Source organism: Phenylobacterium sp. (assembly GCF_025351295.1).
GTDB lineage: Bacteria > Pseudomonadota > Alphaproteobacteria > Caulobacterales > Caulobacteraceae > Phenylobacterium.
In genome coordinates this window covers 1-7,162 of the sequence record NZ_JANXWD010000102.1, presented here as the reverse complement: position 1 = coordinate 7,162, position 7,162 = coordinate 1, and the positions used below count along the sequence as shown (strand labels likewise).

Below are 7,162 nucleotides of genomic sequence, written 5' to 3'. Positions count from 1 at the left end.
TACCACCAACCGGGCCACACGATCCCGCAGATCCAGCGAATAGGGTCGACCCATGCGAGCTGGCCTCCCGTCCAGCCCGCATCTTGAATCATGATCCGCCCACAACCAGAATCCCGATTCAGCTAACCGCGGTCACGCTCTGGATCGAGCTCAAGCCTTAGCGGAACAGCCCCAGGTCTATGGCCTCGCCCATGGCGCGGTAGCCGGCGTCGTTGGGGTGCAGCCAGTCGCCGGACTGCAGTTCGGCCCGCATCTTCGTGGGTGTGGCCGGGTCGCGGACGGCGGCGTCCAGGTCGATCGCCGCGTCGAAATTCCCCGGCTTGCGGATCCAGGCGTTGATGGCCTGCCGCGCCGCCTCGCCCTCCGCCGTGAAGTACGCCGCGCCGCCGTAGGGCAGGATGGTGGCGCCGACGATCCGCAGACCGTGGGCGTGGGCGCGGTCGATCAACTGGCGGTAGCCGGCGATCATGTCCTGTGCGCTGGGCCGCCCGACTGAGGCGCCCAGGTCGTTCACCCCCTCCAGCAGGATCACGTCGGTGGCTCCAGGGGTCGAGAGGACGTCGCGGTCGAAGCGGGTCAGGGCGCTCTGCCCGAACAAGGCGATAGGCGGATCGCTGAGCACGCGGTTGCCGCCGATCCCGGCGTTGACCACGGCCATGGCGCGTCCGGGATAGGCCTGTGCCAGCCGTTCGGCCAGGCGGTCGGGCCATCGGTGGTCCTTGCCGGGCGTGGACGCCGCGCCGTCGGTGATGGAGTCGCCGAGCGCCACGATCACGCGGCCTGGAACGCCCGTCTCCACCTCCACGCCGGTCAGGAAGGCGCGGTACTGCGCGGGTCCGGTGGCCGCGGGGAGAGGTCCGGCCGTCAGGTCGCCAGGCCCCGTCGCCACCACGAACTCCTGGCCGCTCATGTGGCAGGTGCAGGGCCCCGTGGGTCCGGGCAGGAACAGGCTGACGCGAAGCCGCGCCAGCGGCGGGACCTTCAGCGCCACGGCGTCGCTCAGCAGGGGCGCGGCGGGTGGGATCGTCGCCGTCGCCGCGCCGGCGAAGGTGACGGTCCGCGCGCTGCCGGCCACCACGCCGCCATCGGGACCCACCAGCGCGACACGGGCCGCGCCGATCAGCAGCGGCTTCGCCCCGTACTCATTCGACAGGCGCAGGCGAAGACGCCCGCCGCCGGCGCTCAGCCGCACTACCTGGGCGACGGTCTGGTTTTCGAAGCTCGGGGCCAGGAACCGGGCCGGCATGCTGGAGGCCACGACCATCGGCGGGGTCGGCGAGGCGCCCCAGCTGCCGATCCACCTGGGCGCGGCCTGCGCGTGGGCGGCGAGCAGCGCGAGCGCGCCCACCAGGACTGACAGACGCATAGTGCTTCCCCCGTTTTGCTTGACCGCCGCTAGGTGACATTCCGATAAGACCGCCATGGGATCAACGGCGCGGACTCCGGCGCCGTGGCTAAGGGGACCGCGATGAGCGAAGCCGTCGAACGCGAGGCCATGGAATATGACGTTGTCATCGTGGGCGCCGGGCCGGCGGGCCTGGCCGCCGCGATCCGGCTGAAGCAACTCGACGCCAACCTGACCGTGGCCGTGCTGGAGAAGGGCTCCGAGGTCGGCGCCCACATCCTCTCCGGCGCCGTGATCGACCCCAAGGGCATCGGCGAACTGCTGCCGGACTGGAAGGCGCTGGGCGTGCCGCTGGAGACCGCGGTCACCCAGGACCGGTTCCTGATGCTGGGGCCGATGGGCGAGCTGAACATCAGCTTCCTGCCGTTCCCAAAATGGATGCTGAACCACGGGAACTACATCGCCAGCCTCGGCAACGTCTGCCGCTGGATGGCGACCCACGCCGAGGGCCTGGGGGTGGAGATCTATCCCGGGTTCGCGGCCTCGGACCTGGTCTACGCCGCGGACGGGTCGGTGAAGGGCGTGGTGGCCGGCGTGGCGGGCCTGGGCAAGGACGGCCAGCCGACCGACGCCTACGAGCCGGGCATGGAGCTGCACGGCAAATACGTCTTCATCGGCGAGGGCGTGCGCGGCTCGCTGGCTAAGCAGCTGATCGCCAGGTTCAAGCTCTCGGACGGCAAGGAGCCGCAGAAGTTCGGGATCGGGATCAAGGAGCTGTGGCAGGTGCCCGACGCGGCCTTCGTGTCCGGCCTGACCCAGCACACGTTTGGCTGGCCGCTGGACAACCAGACCGGCGGCGGCAGCTTCATGTACCACTTCGGCGACAACTACGTGTCCATCGGCTTCGTGCTTCACCTCAACTACAAGAACCCCTGGATCTCTCCCTTCGACGAGTTCCAGCGCTTCAAGACCCACCCCTCGATCCGTGTCTTCCTGGAGGGTGGCCAACGCATCTCCTACGGCGCGCGCGCCATCACCGAGGGCGGCTTCCAGTCGGTGCCGAAGCTCGCCTTTCCGGGCGGCGCGCTGCTGGGCTGTTCGGCCGGGCTGGTGAACGTGCCGCGCATCAAGGGCAGCCACAACGCCGTGAAGAGCGGGATGATGGCAGCCGAGGCCGCCTTCGAGGCGATCCAGGCCGGCCGCGCCGGCGACGAACTCACCGCCTATCAGGCGGCCTACGACCAGTCCTGGGTGGCCAAGGAGCTGAAGGCGGTCCGCAACTTCAAGCCGCTATGGTCGAAGCTGGGCACCATCCCGGGGCTGCTCCTGGGCGCCGCCGATGCGATGATCGCCAACCTGCTGGGCGGGTTCTCCTTCGTGGGCACCCTGAAGCACGGCAAGACCGACGCCGAGGCCACCGGCCTGGCCAGGGACTTCAAGCCGATTGTCTATCCGAAGCCCGACGGGGTGCTGAGCTTCGACAAGCTGTCGAGCGTCTTCCTGTCTTCGACCAACCACGAGGAGAGCCAGCCGGCGCACCTCAAGCTGACCGATCCCAGCATCCCGATCGGCACCAACCTGCCGAAGTACGGCGAGCCCGCGCGGCTCTACTGCCCCGCCGGCGTCTATGAGGTGCTGTACGACGCCAACAACGCCAATCCGCAGTTCCAGATCAATTTCCAGAACTGCGTCCACTGCAAGACCTGCGACATCAAGGACCCGTCGCAGAACATCACCTGGACGACGCCGCAGGGCGGGGACGGACCGAACTATCCGAACATGTGACCGGCGGATGTGACGACGGCGCCTCTTGCGGCGCGGCGGTCGCGCGCCCAGAGTCTCGATATGCGTCGTCTCCTCATCGCCTGCGCCCCGATCCTGTTGCTGGGCGCCTGCGCCACGACCCCGAAGGTCGCCGCCGAGGCCAGTGCGCCGGCCACCGCCGACAGCGCCTATGGCATGTTCCTGGCCGGCAACGCCGCCCTGACCGAAGGCCGCAACAGCGAGGCGGCCAGGTTCCTGGACCTCGCCCGCACCCAGAGCGGTGGTGACCCGGCGGTGGCTGAGCGCGCCTTCACCGCGGCGCTGATGGCCGGCGAGATCGAGAAGGCCGCCCAGCTCGCCCCCGACGGCCCCAACGCCTCGGAGCCGGGCAAGCGGCTGGGCCGGCTGGTCCAGGTGACGGCGGCCCTGGCCGACGGCAAGGGCAAGGTCGCCAAGGAGGCCCTGGGCACCGACGGCATCGGCTTCCCGCATCGCAGCGCCGCGGCCTTGCTGGCGCCCTGGATCGCCGCCTCGGCGGGCGATGCGGAGGGCTCGGTGGTGCGCCCGCAACTGCGCGGCGACGCCGGCGTCGACTACTTCGGCCAGCTGGGCCAGGCGACCCTGTTCGAGCGCGCCCGCCGCTATGACGAGGCCGAGACCGACTTCAAGGCGGTGACGGTCGGCGAGTCCCCCAGCGAGATTTCCGTGGCGGCCTATGGCGCGTTTCTGGAGCGCCGCGGGCGCAAGCCCGACGCCGTGGCGCTCTACGACAAGGCGCTGAGCCGCAACCCCAGCAACCTGACCCTCAAGGCCGCCCGCGCCCGCGCCGCGGCCGGCAAGGCCCCGCCGGCGGTCCCGACCATCAAGGAAGGCGCCGCCTTCGCCCTGCTGGCCCCGGCCGCCACCATGATCAGCGCCAAGCAGGAGCAGGTCGGCCTGGCCTATCTGCGGCTTTCCCTGAGGCTGGACCCGCAGCGCAACGACGCCTGGCTGATGCTGGGCGACATCCTGCAGTCGAACGGCGACACCGACGGCGCGCGGGCGGCCTATGGCAAGCCCAAGCCCAATTCCGCCGAATTCCCCGCCGCCCAGGCCAAGCTGGCCTGGAGCTACCAGGGGGCCGGCGACAAGGTCCAGGCGCTGAAGCTGGCGCGCACCGCCGCCGCCACCGGCGATCCCGAGGGCCGGCTGGTGCTTTCGGACCTGCTGCGCGCCAACGAGAACTACGACGAGGCGATCGAGCTGCTGACCGGCCTGATCGCGGAGTCGAGGTCCGGCGTCGATTGGCAGCTCTACTACGCCCGCGGCCAGGCCTACGACCGCACCAACCGCTGGAAGCTGGGCGAGGCGGACCTGATCAAGGCGCTCAGCATCCGGCCCGACGAGTCGGAACTGCTGAACTACCTGGGCTACGCCTGGATCGACCGCGGCGAGCGGCTGCCCGAGGCCATGGCCATGGTCGAGAAGGCGGTGGCGGCCAACCCGCGCTCGGGCGCCATCGTCGACAGCCTGGGCTGGGCCTACTACCGGACCGGCGACTTCAAGAAGGCCACCGAGATCCTGGAGCAGGCGGTGGAGCTGGAGGCCGGCGACCCGGAGATCAACAACCACCTGGGCGACGCCTACTGGATGGTGGGCCGCAAGGACGAGGCCGGGTTCCAGTGGCGCCGCGTGCTGACCCTGAAGCCCGACGACAAGATCAAGGCCGACGCCGAGAAGAAGATCGCCTCCGGTCTCGGGCCGACCCCGAAACTCGCCGGGCAATAGCGATGGCGACCGCCTTCGCCCCCGCGAAGGTCAACCTGTTCCTGCACGTCGGCGCGCCGGGCGCGGACGGCTACCACCCGCTGTGCAGCCTGATGGTGTTCGCCGACGTCGGCGACGAGGTTTCGGTGGGGCCGGGGGAGGGGCGGGTCAGCGTCAGCGGCCCGTTCGCCGCCGGGCTGGGCCGCGAGTCCGACAACCTCATCGTCCACGCCGTGCGCGCCTTCGTGGCCGACCTGGGCCGGCCGATGGAGGAACTGGCGTTCTCGCTGGACAAGCGGTTGCCCATCGCCAGCGGCCTGGGCGGCGGGTCCAGCGATGCTGGCGCGGCGCTGCGGCTGATCCGCGACGTGTTCGCGCCGGGCGTCGACGACGCGCGCCTGGAGGCCATGGCCGCCACCCTGGGCGCCGATGGGGCGGCCTGCCTCTGGGGCCGGCCGGTGCTGGCCGAGGGGCGGGGCGAGCGGCTCAGCCCCGCGCCCGGGCTGCCGGCGCTGGACGCGGTGCTGGTGAACCCGGGCGTGCCGGTCTCCACCGCCGAGGTCTACCGCCGCTTCGATGCCGCCGGCCGGTTCGGCGACGTGGCCCCGCCGCCGATGCCCGAGGCGTTCGAGAGCCCGCAGGAACTCGCCGCCTGGCTGGCCACCTGCGCCAACGACCTGGAGGGCCCCGCCGTGGACGTCGTGCCCGAGGTGGGCGCGGTCCTGGCGACCCTGCGCGACGAGCCCGAGGTGCTGCTGGCCCGCGTTTCCGGCTCGGGCGGCACCTGTTTCGCGCTCTGCGCCGACGATATCAGCGCCGAGAGCCTGGCCGAGCGGCTCGAAGCCATGGCTCCCCATTGGTGGGTGACCCGCTGCCGTCTCGGCGGACCTTGGTAGGACAAAAAAACGGGAGCCCCGAAGGACCCCCGCCTCTACCCCAGTCCGGCGTCCGGCCGACCCCCGGCCGGACGTCCTCTCCCCCAGAGAGACTATTCGTGCAGGGCTTCACCGTGCAGGGCCAGGTCGAGGCCCTCCACTTCGCCTTCCTCGGAGACCCGAAGACCGACGGTGAACTTGCAGATGTAGAGGATGATCAGGGTGCCGATGCCCGACCACACGAGGGTCGCGCCAACGCCGATCACCTGCTTCATCAGGCTGGCGTCCTTGCCCAGGACGTTGATGGCCGGGTCGGCCAGGACGCCGGTGAGCAGGGCGCCGGCCATGCCGGCGATGCCGTGCACGCCGAAGGCGTCCAGGCTGTCGTCGTACTTGAGCAGCTTCTTCAGCCAGACCGCGCCGGCATAGGCCGCCGCTGCGCCGGCCACACCGACGATCAGCGCGCCGGTAGGGTTCACGAAGCCCGAGGCGGGGGTGATCGCCACCAGGCCGGCCACCGCGCCCGAGGCCAGGCCCAGCATGCCGGGCTTCTTGCGCTCGACCCACTCTATGACCATCCAGGTCAGGCCGGCCGCGCCGGTCGCCACCTGGGTGTTCAGCATCGCCGCGCCGGCCAGCGCGTTCGAAGCCACCGCCGAACCGGCGTTGAACCCGAACCAGCCGACCCACAGCAGCGAGGCGCCGATCATCGTGAAGACCAGGTTGTGCGGGGCCATGTTGACCTCGCCCAGGCCCTTACGCTTGCCCAGCACCAGGGCGCACATCAGGCCGGCGATCCCGGCGTTGATGTGAACGACCGTGCCGCCGGCGAAGTCGAGCACGCCCAGGCCGCCCAGGATGCCGCCGCCCCACACCATGTGGGCGATCGGCGCATAGACCAGCAGCGACCACAGGGTGATGAACAGCATCAGCGCCGAGAACTTCATCCGCTCGGCGAAGGCGCCGGCGATGAGCGCCGGGGTGATGATCGCGAAGGTCATCTGGAACATCATGAACACCGACTCGGGGATGGTAGCCGCGAGGCTGTTCGTAGTGTCCACGGTGACCCCGTGCATCAGCACCGCCCCGACCCCGCCGATGTATTTCTGCAGGTTGGCGTCAGGGTTGTTGGTGAACGACACCGAGTAGCCGACGATCATCCACAGCACCGTCACCAGGCAAGTGATGGCGAAGGACTGTGCCACCGTGGCGATGACGTTCTTGCGCCGCACCATGCCGCCGTAGAACAGCGCCAGGCCCGGGATGGTCATCATCAGCACCAGGGCCGTGGAGGTCAGCATCCAGGCCGTGTCGCCGGTGTCGAGCTTGGGCTTCGCCGGAGCGGGCGCGGCCTCGGCCGCCGCCGGGGCGGCCGGAGCTGCCGCGGGAGTCGCCGCCGTCGCGTCGGGCGCCACAGCGGCCGGAGCCGCCG

5 protein-coding genes are annotated in these 7,162 nt (G+C 70.5%); 3 read left to right on the top strand and 2 right to left on the bottom strand.

Features of this window, described 5'->3' with window-relative positions; translation table 11 throughout:
• Positions 1–157: 157 nt before the first annotated feature.
• On the bottom strand, positions 158–1,366 hold the full coding sequence (locus Q0R13_RS14285; protein WP_293905037.1) for an SGNH/GDSL hydrolase family protein: 1,209 nt from the start codon (positions 1,364–1,366) through the stop codon (positions 158–160).
• Between the two features lie 102 nt (positions 1,367–1,468).
• Here Q0R13_RS14285 and Q0R13_RS14280 point away from each other — a divergent pair, with 102 nt between their 5' ends.
• The 3 genes from Q0R13_RS14280 to Q0R13_RS14270 are packed head-to-tail and all read left to right on the top strand — an operon-like array spanning position 1,469 to position 5,751.
• The gene (locus Q0R13_RS14280) at positions 1,469–3,130 is read left to right on the top strand and encodes an electron transfer flavoprotein-ubiquinone oxidoreductase (protein ID WP_293905035.1); all 1,662 of its coding nucleotides are present in this window, start codon (positions 1,469–1,471) and stop codon (positions 3,128–3,130) included.
• A gap of 60 nt (positions 3,131–3,190) precedes the next feature.
• A complete protein-coding gene (locus Q0R13_RS14275) occupies positions 3,191–4,876 on the top strand; it encodes a tetratricopeptide repeat protein (RefSeq protein ID WP_293905033.1) in 1,686 nt (561 codons plus the stop codon).
• A 2-nt stretch (positions 4,877–4,878) separates the two neighbouring features.
• Positions 4,879–5,751: a 4-(cytidine 5'-diphospho)-2-C-methyl-D-erythritol kinase gene (locus Q0R13_RS14270; protein ID WP_293905031.1), complete on the top strand. Its 873-nt coding sequence runs from the start codon at positions 4,879–4,881 to the stop codon at positions 5,749–5,751.
• 92 nt (positions 5,752–5,843) lie between these two features.
• Here Q0R13_RS14270 and Q0R13_RS14265 read toward each other — a convergent pair.
• Positions 5,844–7,162: ammonium transporter (locus Q0R13_RS14265; RefSeq protein WP_366852986.1), on the bottom strand; the 1,319-nt coding region annotated here is incomplete at its 5' end.

Bases quoted from the DNA above. Each gene is read 5' to 3' on its own strand.
- Q0R13_RS14285 (WP_293905037.1), bottom strand. From the start codon at position 1,366: ATGCGTCTGTCAGTCCTGGTGGGCGCGCTCGCGCTGCTCGCCGCCCAC.
- Q0R13_RS14280 (WP_293905035.1), top strand. From the start codon at position 1,469: ATGAGCGAAGCCGTCGAACGCGAGGCCATGGAATATGACGTTGTCATC.
- Q0R13_RS14275 (WP_293905033.1), top strand. From the start codon at position 3,191: ATGCGTCGTCTCCTCATCGCCTGCGCCCCGATCCTGTTGCTGGGCGCC.
- Q0R13_RS14270 (WP_293905031.1), top strand. From the start codon at position 4,879: ATGGCGACCGCCTTCGCCCCCGCGAAGGTCAACCTGTTCCTGCACGTC.